We start from the raw sequence: 14431 nt of genomic DNA on the forward strand, positions 1-14431 counted from the left end.
AAGACTGTCTGAGGAATCTCAGCAGTCTTTTTTATGTTATACAGCCGGCGGGAAAAGCTGGTCCACCGTTTCTTTCGTTTCTTTCAGAATTTCATGTATGTAATCTGCAGATGCCTGTTCCATACTGCTGAACAAAAGCCGTTCGACAGGCTGAACCCCAATAAGATTAAAGACTTCTGTATCCGTTGTCATGTGATGAGAGGAGGAGAAGCTCATATTGGAATCAAGAAAATTCCTCGGGGCATCGTGCGTGTTGATAATGACCCCTTTTTTGTGCCGAAGTAAATTTTCAATTACTCCATGCTCATTCTTCTGATAAGCAAAGCCCTCAGAAAAGACGCGCTCTACATAGCCCTTTAGCATAGCCGGCAAGCCTGTCCACCATATTGGAAAAATAAACGTCAGCACATCGGCTTGCTGAATCAGCTTCTGCTCTCTTTGAATGTCGATCGGAACATCACCGCATTTGATCGCAGCCTTTTCTGCAATGGTGAGCTCTGGCGGAAAACCTAGCGCATAGACATCACGAACAGTCACTTTATGACCATTGTTCAATAGAGTGCTCACAACAAGATCTAATAAGGTTTGATTTAAGCTTTGCTGGGGATGAGCAAAAATGATTACATGGTTCATCTCATAGCCTCCTATGTGGTCATCTGTCTCATTATGGCATGTGGATTTATCCTATTCAATCCTATATTGGTAATAACAAGTTGGGAAAATGGAAAATAATTGATTTTTAAATGTGTAAAGGAAGAAAAAGCGATCGTTTCTAAGAAAACGATCGCTCATACAGCTTTTATTTTTTTCTAAAAGCAAGTCCCAGTGCAATCAGTGCCACGACTAGAGCAGCAATGGACAGACCAAGGACAAGTGGTGAGGAAGAAGCAGAGGCTGTTTCAGAGGCCTTCTCTTCTTTGGGTTTTTCTTGACCATGTGAATCCGTTACGGTATTAGATGCCACAATGTTTGTGATGGAATGAGGTTTATCAGCATCTTTATCGCCAGTCCATTCAACGACTGTTCCATCCTTATAATATTGATACGCATCCCATGCAGCTTCACCAGCTTTTTCAGGGTTTTTCGCTACAAAAACGAATTGCTGAAATTGTCCAGCAAGCACACCTTTACCAGTTGCCTCCCAAGTCACTCTTGTCACCTTGCCATCTTTCTCTTCAGTTGACGTTTTCCAGCCAGGTACAGGCTCATATTGCTGGAATTCTACGCCTTTAGGAATTGTCACGACAACCTTAGTCGTTGGACTGTCACTTTCAGAAGGAACCTTTAATGTATAGGTCTCCCAAGCATTTGTCGCAGACGTATCAGGCTTGACTGTTACGTGCGCACTCACAGGAATCGCCAATAAAAATGAAGCGAGAAGCATTGGTAATAAAGCTTTAACGTATTTTTTCATATGTGATGAACTCCTTTTAGTTTCTTCTAATAAAGGTGGTATCGATATTCTCAAAAGAACCAGTTAACGCATGGATTTCAATTTTCCATGTGCCTTTTTCATTTAATAAGAGATTTTCAGCAGAGAAATGACCATTTTTTAATCGTTTCAGCTGAAATTCACTTGGTGTCTCATCACCGAATAAAGCCACCTTATGAATCTTGGCTGTCACAGATTGAATATCAGTCATCGTTTCACCATTCTTCTTTGTAAATGCCACTTCGAATGAGTTTTTCCCCGGGGCATTCGGGGTAATGCTCAAGGACACAATGTCACGATGCTCGACCTGATTTGCGCCAAAGAAAGGCTCAGGTGCAGGCGGAGGAGGGCTCGGAATATTAGTAAAGACAGCCGTTAATAACAAAATGGCGATCCCGATCATCCATTCAGCTCGTAACGAAACGCTGCGTTTCTGCTTTTTTTCCCATCTCAGCATCAAGTAATGCATAAGTCCAAGCAGGCCCATGATGATAAATAAACCAAGCTTGATTAAAAAGGTGCGTCCGTATGCTGATTGGAAAAGAGCATCAAACGATTGCAAAATAAAGATGGCATTCACAAATCCTGAAAACACAATAAGTCCAACAGAGAGCAGTGCCCAAGGATGAAATGCTGCTAGCGTATTCCGTATGAGCGGCTCATCTTCATTTGGCAGTTTCTTCATCAAAAGAAGGACAATGGCTGTTAAACCACCGACCCAAATCGAAGCAGAGACGAGATGGATGAAATCAAGTGATGTTGTGAGTATTTTATTGTCTGTTGCGGCTGGATGTCCGATTTGTGCTTTCAGCCAAAGCAGCACTGTGAAGAGAAGCAGTGGAAACAGCCAAACACGAAAAGAAGAGAAGTCCCCTTTTCTCATCGCCACAATTGTCCAGATGGTGAGAAGTACAAATGACGCCATAAGCATCATCCACAGACTACCGCCAGAAGTGGACGCAATCGTTTCTTGTAAAAGCGAAGGCTGAAATGCCCCAAAAAAGGACACGTCTGCCGCTGATTTTGTCTGAATCGGCAGCTGGAACACAAGTGCTCCGCCCATCATGATCAATGACAATGTCAAAAGCCGCTTCATTCGTTTCGCCAATACAGGTGAAATCGCTGCCCTGAACCAAAGCAGTCCAAACAAAATGGTGCCAAGGAATAAGCTGAATGACGTATAAAGAAAGGCTTTATCAATAGTTGAAGCCACATCAATGGATTCATCCGTCTGACCTTGCTCTAATTGGTCAAAACCGCCAGCCGCTTTTCCAATACTAAACGGAATCATGCCAGAGACAGAGTGTCCATCCGCTGATACCGCATTCCACTGAATGGTGTAAATCCCTTTAGGTAAATTCTTTTTTAAAGCCGCTCCCATGATCTTTTGATCTTTAATGACCGTATCTCCTTTATCCACACGATCACCTTTTGCATTTAGCACCTTAATGGCATGAAACCCGCTTTCAATACCTTCACTAAATGTGATCGAGACTGAAGGAGGCTGCTGATCCAGCTCTTCATTTGCCGCTGGGTTCGAGCTCACGACGTATGCGTGAGCAAATGCTTCCTTTGGAATGAAAAAAGCGAACATGACCATAAGAAGCAGAAGCCACTGACTATTTTTAAACAAGGTGAATAACCGCCTTTCTACCTATGAAAATGTCTCATGTATCAGAAAGAAAGCGGCAGTAAACTGTGAGTCACAGAAAAAACCGCTCCTTCTATTGTACCGCCCTCTCTAAAAGGTAAACGAAACAAATAGCAAGATGGTTCACTTTTTCTGTGTCATGTCTGCGCAGACATTTCTTAATTGAATAGGTTTGATCAATTATAAGCCTATTCGATTTAAGAAGAGGAAACAAGAAGTGACCATTTGAAAGTTGTGAAATTCCCATGAATTTTGCGTGAAAACAACGGCATATCAAGCTTTCCACCCATTATATGTTGAGATCTGACAGAGGATTCACATCATTTTTCAATTTTGTCACACACGATGTGACAAAGTGACATTTAGTTTCAATTGATGAGAAAGTGAAAGCGTTTTACGATAGGCATAAGGGCTTCACTGAATCTTGTTCTTATATCTTTTGACCTATAAAGCCCTAAATAAAGGGAGAGAAGAAAGGAGTTTTCATAGATGCAGGAAAAAAGCGGATTTCGCGTAAAAGTACAGCGCTTTGGAAGCTATTTAAGCGGTATGATCATGCCGAATATTGGAGCGTTTATCGCTTGGGGACTCATCACTGCATTGTTCATTCCAAGTGGTTATTTTCCAAATGAACAATTAAATACACTTGTTGGTCCAATGATCAACTACTTGCTGCCGCTCTTAATCGGTTACACAGGCGGGAAGCTCGTATATGACCATCGAGGCGGGGTACTCGGTGCAACCGCTACGATCGGGGTTATTGTCGGTTCGGACATCCCAATGTTTTTAGGTGCGATGATCATGGGACCGCTTGGCGGGTATCTCATTAAGAAAATCGACCAGCTGTTTAAAGACCGAATCAGATCAGGTTTTGAAATGCTGATTAATAATTTTAGTGCAGGTATTCTAGGTGCCATTTTAGTCGCCATTGCTTTCTACGCCATTGGCCCAGTGGTTCTAGGTTTAAATAAAGCCCTTGCGGCAGGTGTAGATATCATTGTCAATGCACATTTACTTCCGCTGGCAAGTATCTTCATTGAACCAGCAAAAGTATTGTTCTTAAACAATGCGATTAACCAAGGGATTTTAGGTCCATTAGGGGTGGAGCAAGCGGCGAAGACAGGGCAATCCGTTCTGTTCTTGCTTGAAACAAACCCAGGACCAGGTCTCGGTGTTCTTCTGGCCTACATGTTCTTTGGAAGAGGGACAGCAAAGCAGTCTGCACCGGGTGCGATTGTCATTCAATTCTTAGGGGGAATCCATGAGATTTACTTCCCATACATCTTAATGAAGCCAAAGCTCATTTTAGCGGTAATTGCTGGGGGAGCAAGCGGCGTTCTAACTTTTACACTGTTAAATGCAGGCTTAAAGGCTGTGCCGTCACCAGGAAGCATCATCGCTCTTATGCTCATGTCACCAAAAGGCGGCCACCTTGCCGTTCTAGCAGGTGTTGTCGTGGCAGCGGTCGTATCATTCCTTGTCGCTTCTGTCATTTTGAAAGCGTCTAAAGCAGTGGATGAAGACTTAACAGCAGCAACAGAAAAAATGCAAGACATGAAAGGCAAGAAAAGTGCAGCAGCAGCTGCTCTTACAGCACAAAAAGAAGGTGCTGAAGCAAGCGAGCAAGCAGCATCTCCAGATGAGATCAATCCAGATGACGTGAACAAAATCATCTTTGCCTGTGATGCAGGAATGGGATCAAGTGCGATGGGCGCATCCGTTTTAAAGAATAAAGTCAAAAAGGCAGAGCTTGATATTGATGTGACAAATACATCCATCAGCAACATTCCAGATGATGCCGATGTAGTCTTTACTCATAAAGATTTAACAGATAGAGCGAAGGCAAAACTGCCAGGAGCTGTGCATATTTCAGTTGATAATTTCTTAAACAGTCCGAAATACGATGAGCTGATTGAGAAATTGAAAAAATAACATGACGAAACGGGTTGAGTCCAATTTTTCTAATTGAACTCCCCGTTTTGGTTGTTTTCTGATTTTCTATTCTAAAAAAGGTGTGTGATCTTTCATGAAACAAGTACTTTCAAAAGACAATATTTTTCTAAACGAACAAGCGGGCTCTAAAGAAGAAGCCATTAAAAAAGCAGGCGAAGTCTTAGTGGCGAACGGTTATGTCACAAGTGATTATGTTGACAAAATGTTTGAAAGAGAAAATATTTCTTCTACATTTATGGGCAACGGAATTGCCATTCCTCATGGAACAGAGGATGCGAAAGCGGCTGTCCTTCATTCAGGGATTTCCATTATCCAAATTCCAGACGGCGTTGAATACGGCGAGGGGAATATTGCTAAAGTTGTATTTGGCATCGCTGGTAAAAACAATGAGCATCTCGATATTCTTTCTCAAATTGCGATTGTCTGTTCAGAAGAAGAAAACGTAGAGCGTATCATTCATGCAAAGGATCAGGATGAACTGATCGCCATCTTTAACGAGGTGAACTAACATGAAGGCACTTCATTTTGGAGCAGGAAATATTGGCAGAGGGTTTATCGGGTCTTTGTTAAAAGCATCAGGATTTGAGCTCGTTTTTACCGATGTAAATGAAGCGGTCATCAACGAGCTGAATGAAAAAGGAGAATACACGGTTGAACTCGCAGCACCAGGGCAGCAGCAAGAAGTAGTCGGTCCTGTGTCAGCCATCAATTCCGCAAAAGATCCAGCTGCTTTAATAGAGGCGATTGCAACAGCTGATCTCATTACAACAGCTGTTGGACCAGCCATTTTGAACATCATTGCTTCGTCGATTGCTGAAGGTTTAAAACAGAAAAAGCCTGATCATATCATCAACATTGTGGCATGTGAAAATATGATTGGCGGCAGCTCTCATTTAAAGAAAGCCGTTGTCTCTCATTTAACAGCTGATGAACAAGAAGCGCTGTCACAAACAGTAGGTTTTCCAAACGCTGCGGTTGATCGCATTGTCCCAATTCAGCACCATGAGGACATATTGAAAGTATCAGTCGAGCCATTTTTCGAGTGGGTGATTGATGAGACAGGCTTTATTGGAGACGTTCCTCAAATTGACGGAGCGACCTTTGTACAAGATTTGACGCCATTTATTGAACGTAAACTCTTTACTGTCAACACAGGACATGCACTAGCTGCTTATGTCGGGTACGAGAAAGGTGTGCAAACGATTAAAGAAGCTGTCGATACACAAGAGATTCGTCAAGTGGTCGAAGGTGCACTTCACGAAACAGGCAGTTATTTAATCGACACATATGGCTTTCAAAAAGAAGAACATGATGCGTATATTCAAAAAATCATTAAACGATTTGAAAATGCCTTTATCTCTGATGAAGTCACGCGTGTCGCACGCTCTCCACTCAGAAAGCTCGGAGCAGATGACCGTTTAATCGGTCCAGCGAAAAAGATCAAACAGCCACAGTATTTAGTTAAAGGCATCGTGGCAGCTTTGGCTTACGACTTTACTGAAGATGAAGAAGCTGTTCGTCTGCAGGCATTACGAAAAGAAAAAGGCATTGAAGTTGTGCTGGAAGAGGTATGTGGACTCTCGCCAACAGACGATCTTTATCAAGCCATTATTAAAGAAGCAACTCGATAATTTGAACATCCCTTTCCAACGTGCGAAAGGGATTTTTTTCTATGGCTTTTTTTAATACTTTCCCCAGCTTGACGATATATAAAGTAAGGGGGAATTTGTTTATGAAAAAGAAAGCGCTTGCTTCAAAAAGTGTATTTTTTCAATTAATGTCTGCCATTATCGTGATCACGATTTTAACAGGCGGACTTGTTGGAACAACGGGATATTTGTTAGCGAAACATGTATTAATTGATGCAGGGAAAGCAGATTTAAAGCACATCGTCAGCGGAGCAATGGCCACACTTGAACAGTTGAATGACCGTGTGGAGAAAAAAGAACTGACGCTTGAGCAGGCGCAAGAACAGGCCCGCCTTTACTTGAGCGGACCCAAAAATGACAACGGGAAGGGATACCAATCTCAAAAATCAGATTTTATCTATAAAAATAAAGGCTATCTGATCGCATACGGCACTGACTACTCAACCCAGGTGCATCCGGTCAACGACATCGGCGTCATTCCAGATAACACGACCAATCGTCAAAAAATGGTCGCCGGTGCCAATGCAAAAGATGAGGATGCACACTATGTGACCTATATGGATAAGGACGATGCAACCGGCGAAGAAAAGGAAAAGCTTGCCTATATGAGCCAGTTTACACCGTGGAATTGGAGTGTAGGCATCGCTGTCTTCCAGGACGAATTTTATAAAGAATTAGAGCAGATGAAGCTCTATATTATTCTCATTACAGCGGGTGTCGCCCTTCTGAGTTTAGGCGTCTTTTATTTAGCTGCCAGAGGAAAAGTCAGACTGCTCAAGCAAGTCACTGCTGCTTCAAAGGAGATTGCAGCGGGGAATATTGAGCGCACGAGCTTAAAGGAAACAACGGATGAAATCGGACAGCTGGCAAAAGGCTTTAACCATATGTCAGGCGAGCTCAGAACACTGGTGAGCGGTTTACAGGAAACAAGCAGTCAGCTTGTGGAATCAGCGACAGATTTATCGGCGATATCAGAAGAAACCTCAGCCAGCAGTGAAGAAATTGGACGAGCCATCGGAGACATTTCGACTGGAACACTTCATCAAGCATCTGATCTTGAAGTAGCCAATCAACAAATGACTCAGTTTAATCAATCTATTGAGAATGTGAAAGAACAGAGTGATCAAATTAAACGGATTTCCGATCAATCGAGTCAATCATCACAGCAGGGCCAGCAAATCGTACAGCAATTAAAACAATCGAATGAACAATCAATTCAGGCGTCTCAAGGCATTAGAGCAGGAATCGAGCAGTTAAGTACAAAAGTACAAGATATCTCTCAAATCACAGATACGATTGAAAGCATTTCAAATGAGACCAATTTACTGGCACTGAATGCCAGCATTGAAGCAGCACGTGCAGGAGAGCACGGCAAAGGCTTCTCAGTTGTGGCGAGTGAAGTGCGGAATTTAGCTGAGCAGACAAAACAATCAGCCGTTCAAATTCAGCAAATGATTCAAGGCATTAAAGAAGAAACGACAACAACAGCTGGTATCATGTCTAACACAATGGATCGTTTTGCCGAGCTGGATGAAGCGGTGCATGCAACAGAACACGAATTCAATGCCATCTCTACATTGATTTCACAAACCATCGTTGAAACAAACGCGATGGCAAAAGAGCTGAATACACTGCTGGAGCAAAACGACCTTATCACAAAAGCCATGCACGGCGCAGCACATGTTTCTCAAGAAAACGCAGCGGCGATCGAAGAAATCACTGCATCCACAGACGAACAAGTGACAGCCATCTCTAATGTGGCAAAAGCAGCAGAAAGACTCAATGAACTTAGCATGCGATTGAATCAGGACATTGCGCGTTATCGTCTATAATTCATTTTGACTATGTGGTACTATGAAGTTAATCAAAACCTTGCTCACGCAAACAAAAGGAGTGTTTCAGTCATGAAAAAGAAGATATTGATGTTCTTACCTTGTGGCTATGGATACTCCACTGCTGTTTTCTTTGAAGGTAGATAGAAATTGGTGAAGTCTGTCTACAAAACGAAGAAACTAGCAGAAAAATAAACGTGAGTGAGGGACATAACATGGAAAAAATCACGAGAAAAAACCCAGAAAGTATGCCGAAACCTGTTGGTAACTACAGTCATATTACAAGGGTGCCAAAGGGTGCGGGATTATTTGTTACATCGGGTCAGGTAGGGACAGATATAGATGGGCAGATCCCATCAAGCTTAAACGACCAAGTAACGAATACGTTTGAAAATATCAAAAAAATCCTTGAATCAGAAGGATTGAATGAAGAACATGTGATCAAGGTCAATATATGGGCAACAGAAGAAATCGACTGGGATCATCTATATCCTCAGTGGGATACGATCTTCAAAACAGCTTACCCATCAATGACGGTTGCTTATGTATCAGCTTTAGGATGGCCTGAGCTAAAAATTGAAATTGAACTATGGTGTGCGGATATATGATTTAAAAAAAGAACAGCGATGCTGTTCTTTTTTACTTGAGCCGCTTTGTAATCCATCCAGCAAAGAATGTAAAGACGGTATAGACAATCACCCAAATGAGAAAAGATTCATTCCCGCCAATATAGGTGAACATGAAGATCATGCTCGCTAACAGCACAATCAAAGTAGGCATCCAAACATTCTTCAAAAGGAGCGTACCGAAAATACCAATCAGCACAGAGATAATGGGAAAGCCAAATACAATGAATAAAATAAAAACAGCCATACGACTAACTCCTTTTAGCAAGTGTTTACATCAAAACATAAAAGACCGACGCAGCCATGTGCGGAAGTGCAAAAATGATCACAAGAAAAGCTATATCAAGGCGCCACAAGCGGTGTTCTTTTGTTTCCGAATGATAGGCTGCTCGTGTCTCTTCTCCACTTGTCCAAGCACCCATTAGCACCCCAGACATCACGACCCCAATAATTGAGATTCCGCCGCTGACAAACCCAATCCATTCAAGGTGTTGCAACAGGATAGCGGCACTGCAAATCACAATCATTGAGCAAACACCGACGAAAAAAGCATGTTTTTTTCTCATTTTGGTTCACTTCCTTCAAAAACAATTAGGAGATCGCATCACATATTTCAATGAAATGACCATCAGGATCAGACACATAAGCGACTGTTTGACCCCATGGTTTTTTTGCAGGTTCCTTGATGATCGGAACCCCTTTATCTTTCATTGAAGCAATTGTTTGATCCACATCATCCACAACAAAGCCAATCTCAAACGTTTGAGACGCTTGATTTGCTTCTGGGACAGGCAATCCGAGTGCCTCTTTGACATCCTGGCGTGAATTAATCGATAACGTCACGTCTCCAGTGTCAAACTCAACATAAGATTCAACCCTCAATTTTATAGGGAAACCAAGAACATGTTGATAGAAATGAATACTTGCCTCAACATCGTTTACATATAGAATGGTATATTTCATTTTCATGTGAAAAACTCCTCTCTTCATATACGTGTCAAAAACGGAAAGGTTTCCCACTCATTGTACCATATAGGATATAAGGTGTATTTCATACCAAAAAAATCAAAATAATTAGCTCAATAGTCTTGAAAAACAAAAAGTGGTGACATATGATAAAAATGTAAAATTAGAAAAAATAGGGGGATTTTACATGTTGAAAAAAATCATGGTAGCTGTCTTGTCTTTAGGTCTTTTAATAAGCTTTACACAAGTCGACACCCACACAGCAGATGCAAAAACAGTGAAGTACAAAAACTGCAAAGCGCTGAACAAGGTATATAAAGGCGGCGTAGCAAAAAGCAAAAACACGAAAAACAAAGGCGGAAAAACAAAGTACAAGCCTTATGTATCAAAAGCACTTTATCAAAAAAATATGCGGCTTGACCGCGATAAAGACGGCATTGCGTGTGAACGCTAAGCACCTGTGAAAAGACCTGTCACAAGGTCTTTTTTCTATGGGATCAAACTCGTCCCTTTGTGCCAGCTTCATCTTTATATTAAAATAAAGATAGTTTCAAAAATCGATACAAAGTGGGGTACTCAATTTGTCAACACAAGCTCATAAGAAAGACATCCGATTGATTGCCATTGATATGGATGGTACGCTGTTAAACAGTGAGCACATCATTCCAGAGGAAAATAAACAAGCGATTAAAGAAGCTGAAGCAAAAGGGGTCCATGTAGTCATTAGCACAGGACGGACACTGATGACATGCCGAGAGCTGGTTGAGCCGCTCAAGTTATCTTCTTACCTTGTGACAGCAAACGGAAGTGAGATCTGGGATTCAAACTTCCAGCTGATCGAACGAGATCTGCTGCATCCTGATCACGTCCAAATGATGTGGGATTTAAAAAATAGGTACGAAACCGATTACTGGGCTTCGACTGTGGATAAGGTGTGGAGAGGTGAATTCCCAGAACGAATTCATGACCATGAATGGCTGAAATTTGGCTTTGATATTCATGATGATGACGTTCGTGAGGAAGTCCTCAATACATTGAAAACAAATAAGCATCTAGAAATCACAAACTCAAGTCCAACGAATATCGAAGTCAATGCAGCCGGCATTAACAAAGCGGCAGCTCTTGCAAAAGTAGCAGAACGCATTGGCTGTACGATGGATAACGTCATGTCACTTGGCGACAGTCTCAATGATATGGCGATGATTCAAGAGGCCGGATTAGGCATTGCCATGGGAAATGCGCAGGAAGTAGTGAAAGAGGCCGCTGATTGGATTACAGCTCCTAATACAGAACATGGCGTTGCAAAAGCTATCCAACATTGGGTGCTGTCTAAATAGAATGCATTTCATACAAGAAAAAGTGAGAGGACTTTGCCTCTCGCTTTTTTTATTTTCTCTAGTTCTATTGTTATGTTTTCTGCCAATTTCATGTGCAGTCTATGCAAAGTTGGTATAATCAGTATAAATTCGAATATTCGGACTTTATATTCCGTATTTCGGAACAACAAGGAGGGTTTCTATGTATCAAGTGGATATCAACTGTGATTTGGGAGAAAGCTTTGGTCAATACACAATCGGTGCAGACGAACAAATCTTAGAATATGTCACCTCAGCCAACATTGCTTGCGGTTTTCATGCAGGAGATCCAACGGTTATGAGAAAGACAGTCAGAATGGCACTGGGTAAAGGGGTCAAAATTGGTGCACATCCTGGTTTGCAAGATTTGGCCGGCTTTGGCAGACGTCCAATGGCTATCTCCGCAGAGGAAGCCTATGATCTTGTCATCTATCAAATTGGTGCTCTATCAGCCTTTCTCAAGGCCGAGGGCGGCACAATGCAGCATGTCAAACCACACGGAGCCCTCTACAACATGGCGGCTAAAAATACTGAATTATCTGAATCAATTGCGAAGGCTGTGTATGATGTGGATCCAAACCTTGTGTTATTTGGTCTGTCAGGGAGTGAACTAGCATTAGCAGGTGAACGGATAGGTCTGCAAGTGGCACATGAAGTTTTTTCTGATCGGACGTATCAAACAGACGGGACGCTGACATCGCGCCGCGAACCACATGCACTCATTGAAGAGGATGAACGGGCCGTCCAGCAGGTTGTTCGTATGGCGCGAGAAGGCAAGGTTCGTACAGTTCAAGGGGAAGATATCGAGCTCAAAGCAGATACGGTCTGCATTCACGGAGACGGCAGCCATGCGCTTCAATTTGCAAAAACCATTACAGCAAAGCTAAAAGAAGCCGGCATCCATCTCAAGGCCTTTCAATAAAAATCGTCATCAAAGGGGGAAACAGCATGAAAACAGAGAAAGTCAAACACATGAAGGCACCAAAGGGGAATCGGTCTATGCTGATGGGCGCTGCCTTTTTAATGGCGACGTCCGCGATTGGACCGGGATTTTTAACACAAACGACCGTCTTCACACAGCAGCTTGCGGCTAGCTTTGGATTTGTCATTTTGATCTCAATTTTATTAGATATTTTTGCACAAACAAATGTATGGCGCATCATTGCCGTGTCAGAAAAACGAGGTCAGGATATTGCAAATATGGTGCTCCCGGGTCTCGGGTATGTGCTCGCCTTTTTGATTGTCATTGGAGGACTTGCCTTTAACATCGGAAATATCGCTGGGGCTGGTCTTGGTTTTCAGGTGATCTTCGGTGTCGATCCGCGAATTGGCGCAGGGATCAGTGCTGTGATTGCCATTCTCATCTTTGTAATTAAAGAGGCTGGGAAAGCGATGGATCGTTTCACACAGGCAGCAGGCTTTGTCATGATTGGCCTGATGCTGTATGTGGCGATTTCAACAGCGCCGCCAGTTGGAGAAGCGGCGGTGAGAACATTTGTCCCAGAGAAGATTGATATTTTATCCATTGTGACACTTGTGGGCGGAACAGTAGGTGGCTATATCGTCTTTGCTGGCGGGCATCGCTTGCTGGATGCAGGTATTAAGGGGAAGGAAGCACTGCCGCAAGTGACGAAAAGCTCTATTTTCGGTGTCTTAATTACTTCTGTCATGCGTGTAGCACTCTTTCTTGCCACATTAGGAGTTGTTTCAAAAGGCTTGCAGATAGATCCATCCAACCCGCCTGCATCTGTTTTTCAATTAGCTTCAGGAAATATCGGATATAAAATGTTCGGGATTATTATGTGGGCTGCGGCGATTACATCCGTCATTGGAGCAGCATACACATCTGTTTCTTTCTTCAAAACCTTCTCACCAAAAATTGAGCAAAACCAGCGTGGCATTATCATTGGTTTTATTGCTCTTTCAACCCTTTGTTTTATCACGATCGGAAGACCTGTGAACATCTTGATATTAGTTGGAGCGATCAATGCATTGATTTTGCCGCTCGCCCTTGGCACATTGCTTGTTGCGGCTTATAAGAAAGACATTGTCGGAGATTATCGCCATCCTTTCTTTTTGACAGTGTCTGGTGCATTTGTTGTGGTCATCATGGCGATAATGGGCGGTTATACCATCATCAATGAAATCCCGAAACTATGGAGCTGATTCAGATGAATACTTACCAAACATATGAACCTTCACAAATTCGAGAATTGATTCGCGAAAAAAAGATCACAGGACCAACGGCTGGCTTTGCTGAGGGATTTGCTCAGGCTAATTTGATGATTGTCAAAAAGGAACTAGCCTTTGATTTTCTCCTATTTTGTCAACGGAATCCAGCTGCATGTCCCTTGCTTGATGTACTGGACCCAGGTGATCCAGTGCCAAGACGGTCGGCGCCTCAAGCGGATATTCGTACGGACTTTCCTAAGTACCGTATTTACCGAAAAGGGATTCTTGAAGAAGAGGTTACAGATATCTCTGCTTATTGGGAGGATGATATGGTTGCCTTTCTCATTGGATGCAGTTTTACGTTTGAGCACGCGCTTATGCTGAATGATATCCCTGTCCGCCATATTGAAGACAGTCATAACGTACCCATGTATCAAACGAATATAGCTTGTGAAAAAGCAGGAGTCTTTCATGGCCCAATGGTGGTCAGCATGAGACCCATTCCGGCGCATCAGGTCACAAGAAGCGTTCAAGTGACGTCTCGATTTCCGTCAGTCCATGGCGGTCCAATTCATATAGGGGACCCAGCGGTGATTGGTATTTCCGATGTGAACCAGCCTGACTTTGGAGAACCATCTGTGATCAAAGAAGGAGAAGTCCCGGTGTTTTGGGCATGTGGTGTGACGCCGCAAGCCATTGTCATGCATACAAAACCCGACATTGCGATCACTCATGCACCCGGGCATATGTTCATCACAGATCGAAGAGATCAAAAGCTCGGTGTACTGTAGAAAG

General features: G+C 42.7%; 16 protein-coding genes. 10 read left to right on the plus strand and 6 right to left on the minus strand.

Annotation, left to right across the window (positions count from 1 at the left end; genetic code table 11):
- Positions 1 to 36 precede the first annotated feature (36 nt).
- The 3 genes from ACN6NB_RS02065 to ACN6NB_RS02075 form a co-directional block, all read right to left on the minus strand.
- Entirely contained in the window at positions 37 to 633 is a 597-nt protein-coding gene (locus tag ACN6NB_RS02065; RefSeq protein ID WP_058837334.1) for an NAD(P)H-dependent oxidoreductase, read from the minus strand.
- Between the two features lie 166 nt (positions 634 to 799).
- A complete protein-coding gene (locus ACN6NB_RS02070) occupies positions 800 to 1414 on the minus strand; it encodes a YcnI family copper-binding membrane protein (protein ID WP_041089100.1) in 615 nt (204 codons plus the stop codon).
- Positions 1415 to 1430: 16 nt separating this feature from the next.
- A complete protein-coding gene (locus tag ACN6NB_RS02075; RefSeq protein ID WP_341083194.1) occupies positions 1431 to 3065 on the minus strand; it encodes a copper resistance CopC/CopD family protein in 1635 nt (544 codons plus the stop codon).
- Positions 3066 to 3572: 507 nt separating this feature from the next.
- On the opposite strand from ACN6NB_RS02075, the gene ACN6NB_RS02080 reads away from it, so the two are divergent.
- The 5 genes from ACN6NB_RS02080 (at position 3573) to ACN6NB_RS02100 (ending at position 9125) form a co-directional block, all read left to right on the plus strand.
- Positions 3573 to 5015 carry a PTS mannitol transporter subunit IIBC gene (locus ACN6NB_RS02080; protein ID WP_039176553.1) on the plus strand — a complete coding sequence of 481 codons (1443 nt, stop codon included), beginning with the start codon at positions 3573 to 3575 and terminating at the stop codon, positions 5013 to 5015.
- Between the two features lie 94 nt (positions 5016 to 5109).
- Positions 5110 to 5544 carry a PTS mannitol transporter subunit IIA gene (locus tag ACN6NB_RS02085; protein ID WP_012008933.1) on the plus strand — a complete coding sequence of 145 codons (435 nt, stop codon included), beginning with the start codon at positions 5110 to 5112 and terminating at the stop codon, positions 5542 to 5544.
- 1 nt (position 5545) lies between these two features.
- Positions 5546 to 6667, plus strand: coding sequence for a mannitol-1-phosphate 5-dehydrogenase (locus tag ACN6NB_RS02090; RefSeq protein WP_474253210.1), 1122 nt, complete (start codon positions 5546 to 5548; stop codon positions 6665 to 6667).
- 101 nt (positions 6668 to 6768) lie between these two features.
- Positions 6769 to 8517, plus strand: coding sequence for a methyl-accepting chemotaxis protein (locus ACN6NB_RS02095; RefSeq protein WP_047203813.1), 1749 nt, complete (start codon positions 6769 to 6771; stop codon positions 8515 to 8517).
- Between the two features lie 215 nt (positions 8518 to 8732).
- Complete coding sequence (locus ACN6NB_RS02100) at positions 8733 to 9125, plus strand: RidA family protein (RefSeq protein WP_039176565.1); 393 nt, start codon at positions 8733 to 8735, stop codon at positions 9123 to 9125.
- Positions 9126 to 9156: 31 nt separating this feature from the next.
- Here the strand turns inward: ACN6NB_RS02100 and ACN6NB_RS02105 are convergent, their stop codons facing one another.
- The 3 genes from ACN6NB_RS02105 to ACN6NB_RS02115 are packed head-to-tail and all read right to left on the minus strand — an operon-like array spanning position 9157 to position 10112.
- Positions 9157 to 9390: a DUF2651 family protein gene (locus tag ACN6NB_RS02105; RefSeq protein ID WP_039176568.1), complete on the minus strand. Its 234-nt coding sequence runs from the start codon at positions 9388 to 9390 to the stop codon at positions 9157 to 9159.
- A 25-nt stretch (positions 9391 to 9415) separates the two neighbouring features.
- The gene (locus ACN6NB_RS02110) at positions 9416 to 9709 is read right to left on the minus strand and encodes a DUF5316 family protein (RefSeq protein WP_474253211.1); all 294 of its coding nucleotides are present in this window, start codon (positions 9707 to 9709) and stop codon (positions 9416 to 9418) included.
- A gap of 25 nt (positions 9710 to 9734) precedes the next feature.
- Complete coding sequence (locus tag ACN6NB_RS02115; RefSeq protein WP_041089114.1) at positions 9735 to 10112, minus strand: VOC family protein; 378 nt, start codon at positions 10110 to 10112, stop codon at positions 9735 to 9737.
- 184 nt (positions 10113 to 10296) lie between these two features.
- On the opposite strand from ACN6NB_RS02115, the gene ACN6NB_RS02120 reads away from it, so the two are divergent.
- From ACN6NB_RS02120 to ACN6NB_RS02140, 5 genes are all read left to right on the plus strand, one after another.
- A complete protein-coding gene (locus tag ACN6NB_RS02120) occupies positions 10297 to 10563 on the plus strand; it encodes an excalibur calcium-binding domain-containing protein (RefSeq protein ID WP_144490736.1) in 267 nt (88 codons plus the stop codon).
- 127 nt (positions 10564 to 10690) lie between these two features.
- The gene (locus ACN6NB_RS02125; protein WP_024425552.1) at positions 10691 to 11446 is read left to right on the plus strand and encodes a Cof-type HAD-IIB family hydrolase; all 756 of its coding nucleotides are present in this window, start codon (positions 10691 to 10693) and stop codon (positions 11444 to 11446) included.
- A gap of 181 nt (positions 11447 to 11627) precedes the next feature.
- Positions 11628 to 12386 carry a LamB/YcsF family protein gene (locus ACN6NB_RS02130; protein WP_106025685.1) on the plus strand — a complete coding sequence of 253 codons (759 nt, stop codon included), beginning with the start codon at positions 11628 to 11630 and terminating at the stop codon, positions 12384 to 12386.
- A gap of 26 nt (positions 12387 to 12412) precedes the next feature.
- Positions 12413 to 13630 carry an NRAMP family divalent metal transporter gene (locus ACN6NB_RS02135; RefSeq protein WP_341039922.1) on the plus strand — a complete coding sequence of 406 codons (1218 nt, stop codon included), beginning with the start codon at positions 12413 to 12415 and terminating at the stop codon, positions 13628 to 13630.
- A gap of 5 nt (positions 13631 to 13635) precedes the next feature.
- The gene (locus ACN6NB_RS02140) at positions 13636 to 14427 is read left to right on the plus strand and encodes a putative hydro-lyase (protein WP_039176581.1); all 792 of its coding nucleotides are present in this window, start codon (positions 13636 to 13638) and stop codon (positions 14425 to 14427) included.
- Positions 14428 to 14431: the final 4 nt, after the last annotated feature.

It is taken from the genome of Bacillus sp. 11B20 (assembly GCF_056098985.1).

What these genes read in the sequence shown, in the direction of transcription:
- ACN6NB_RS02115 (WP_041089114.1), bottom strand. Translation starts at nt 10,112, where the DNA reads ATGAAAATGAAATATACCATTCTATATGTAAACGATGTTGAGGCAAGT.
- ACN6NB_RS02070 (WP_041089100.1), bottom strand. Translation starts at nt 1,414, where the DNA reads ATGAAAAAATACGTTAAAGCTTTATTACCAATGCTTCTCGCTTCATTT.
- ACN6NB_RS02110 (WP_474253211.1), bottom strand. Translation starts at nt 9,709, where the DNA reads ATGAGAAAAAAACATGCTTTTTTCGTCGGTGTTTGCTCAATGATTGTG.
- ACN6NB_RS02065 (WP_058837334.1), bottom strand. Translation starts at nt 633, where the DNA reads ATGAACCATGTAATCATTTTTGCTCATCCCCAGCAAAGCTTAAATCAA.
- ACN6NB_RS02080 (WP_039176553.1), top strand. Translation starts at nt 3,573, where the DNA reads ATGCAGGAAAAAAGCGGATTTCGCGTAAAAGTACAGCGCTTTGGAAGC.
- ACN6NB_RS02100 (WP_039176565.1), top strand. Translation starts at nt 8,733, where the DNA reads ATGGAAAAAATCACGAGAAAAAACCCAGAAAGTATGCCGAAACCTGTT.
- ACN6NB_RS02120 (WP_144490736.1), top strand. Translation starts at nt 10,297, where the DNA reads ATGTTGAAAAAAATCATGGTAGCTGTCTTGTCTTTAGGTCTTTTAATA.
- ACN6NB_RS02140 (WP_039176581.1), top strand. Translation starts at nt 13,636, where the DNA reads ATGAATACTTACCAAACATATGAACCTTCACAAATTCGAGAATTGATT.
- ACN6NB_RS02105 (WP_039176568.1), bottom strand. Translation starts at nt 9,390, where the DNA reads ATGGCTGTTTTTATTTTATTCATTGTATTTGGCTTTCCCATTATCTCT.
- ACN6NB_RS02095 (WP_047203813.1), top strand. Translation starts at nt 6,769, where the DNA reads ATGAAAAAGAAAGCGCTTGCTTCAAAAAGTGTATTTTTTCAATTAATG.
- ACN6NB_RS02085 (WP_012008933.1), top strand. Translation starts at nt 5,110, where the DNA reads ATGAAACAAGTACTTTCAAAAGACAATATTTTTCTAAACGAACAAGCG.
- ACN6NB_RS02135 (WP_341039922.1), top strand. Translation starts at nt 12,413, where the DNA reads ATGAAAACAGAGAAAGTCAAACACATGAAGGCACCAAAGGGGAATCGG.
- ACN6NB_RS02130 (WP_106025685.1), top strand. Translation starts at nt 11,628, where the DNA reads ATGTATCAAGTGGATATCAACTGTGATTTGGGAGAAAGCTTTGGTCAA.
- ACN6NB_RS02090 (WP_474253210.1), top strand. Translation starts at nt 5,546, where the DNA reads ATGAAGGCACTTCATTTTGGAGCAGGAAATATTGGCAGAGGGTTTATC.